General features: G+C 38.9%; 1 protein-coding gene. It reads right to left on the reverse strand.

Going from position 1 to position 1,935, the window contains the following annotated elements; all coding sequences use genetic code 11:
* Window positions 1–1,917, reverse strand: a 1,917-nt coding sequence (locus L1D51_RS21310; RefSeq protein ID WP_239964811.1) for a S9 family peptidase, incomplete at its 3' end; no start/stop codon positions are given.
* Between the last annotated feature and the right edge of the window lie 18 nt (window positions 1,918–1,935).

Genomic DNA, 1,935 nt, shown 5'->3' on the forward strand with positions numbered 1-1,935 from the left:
CTTTTCCATTTTTGTGTAAAGCTCAACTTTATTTTCTTGCTTCTGAAAGCCATGACCTTCATTTTCTTTCATTATCCATTCATCATCTGACAAAATTACTCCTTTTTTTGCCAGTGCATCGCGTAAATCAGTTGCGTGTTGCTTAACTACACGCGGGTCTTTCGCACCTTGCACTATCATTAGTGGCGCTTTAATTTTATCAACATGTTGCAACGGTGACATTCGTTTCATTAGGGCTTCATCAGATGGATCACCAATCTGCATTTCAAGCACTTCACGTTGTGACTCCCAATGCTTTGGTAATGTATCAAATAATAAAGACACATCTGTTACGCCAACGTAATCTATTCCGCATTTATAAAGTTCAGGTGTAAACGCAAGGCCTGCTACTGTGGCATAGCCACCGTAACTCGCGCCATAAATACAGACCTTATTCGCATCTGCGATACCTTCTGAAACCAAATATTTAACGGTATCCGTAATATCATTTTGCATTTCAGCGCCCCATTTACCACCATAGCCCGCTTGCTGGAATTTGCGACCATAACCGCCAGACCCCCTAAAGTTAACTTGGACTGTGGCATAGCCTCTACTTGCAAAAAACTGGGCTTCAGGATTGAATCCCCAATAATCTCGAATTCCAAAGGGACCACCATGTGGATTTACGATAAGAGGTAGCTGTTTACCCGACGAGTTTTTAGGCATTGTGATATAACCATTTAATGTTAAACCATCTCTACTTTTGAATTCGATAGGCTGCATCGGCGACATCGCTTTAGGATCTATCCATGACATTGGGCTTAATAATGCTTTTAAGCTATTGTCATTTTTATTGAATAAATAATATTGGCCGGGATCAGTGTCACTCGCTGCATAGACAATATTGAGCACTTCATCATCAGAGCGACTAGTAATTGTCACAACTTTATCGGGAAATGCCTGCTTTAATGAGGTCATCATTTTTGCAGTCTGTTCATCGAAGTATACTTCTTCAGGGTATTTGTCATAAAAACTAATTGAAGTAAGCTTTTTACGCTTTCTCGAAAAGCTAAGCGATGTAACATCAACGTTATCATGGGCAAAAATTTGTTCGCCTAACTTATTCGTTTCTGGATCGAAATAAAAAACAGCTTTGGTATCACGACCTAAATCAGAAGCGACGAACAACCTTTTATTATCGAAATCAAATGCCAAAGGTTCAATATTTGCTTCTTCGGCATTGTACTCTCGTAATACTCTGAATTTTTCTTCGCCTTTTCCTTTATATAGTAAAGTACCTTTTAAACCTTCAATCGTTAAAGCGCCACGTACCTCACCATCATGATCAAGCATCCACCCCTGAACGTTACCAGGGTTCTTTGCAAGTAAGTCCATCTTGTAATTACGTTCGTGTTTACGATCCCAACGGCTGTCGATTGGCAGTTTATATAAATCTGGAGCAACAATGTTTCGGCCGTTATATTGCACCAGAATATGCTTCGGATCATCTGGTAATAAATGCACAACTGATGCAGAGCGGATACCTGATGCGCCAACTTTTGATCCGACTAACTGCACGACCTTTGCACGTTTCTTATGGGCATCAATTGTATAAATACTGAATGCTTCATTACCATTACTGTCTAGTGTAAAAATAATGTCATCATTATTCGCCCAAGAGAAACTATTGATATCTTGCTCATCAAACTTTGTTATTGGCCTAGCATTTTTAAAGCCATCAACTTCCATTACAACAATATTTCTACGCTCGTTAATTGGCGATAAAACCGCAAGGTACTTACCATTTGGAGAAAGTTGCAAATTAGAAAATTTAGGTGTTTTAAAGAAGTCCTCAATTGGGATGTCTTGCGTTTTGGAGCCGACACTCATAGATAAACTGAGCAAACTACTCAAAAGTAAAAGCCATATTATTTTCATTTTAATATTCCCTTTAAT

The organism is Pseudoalteromonas shioyasakiensis (assembly GCF_022398475.1).
In the GTDB taxonomy this organism is placed as follows: Bacteria; Pseudomonadota; Gammaproteobacteria; order Enterobacterales; family Alteromonadaceae; genus Pseudoalteromonas.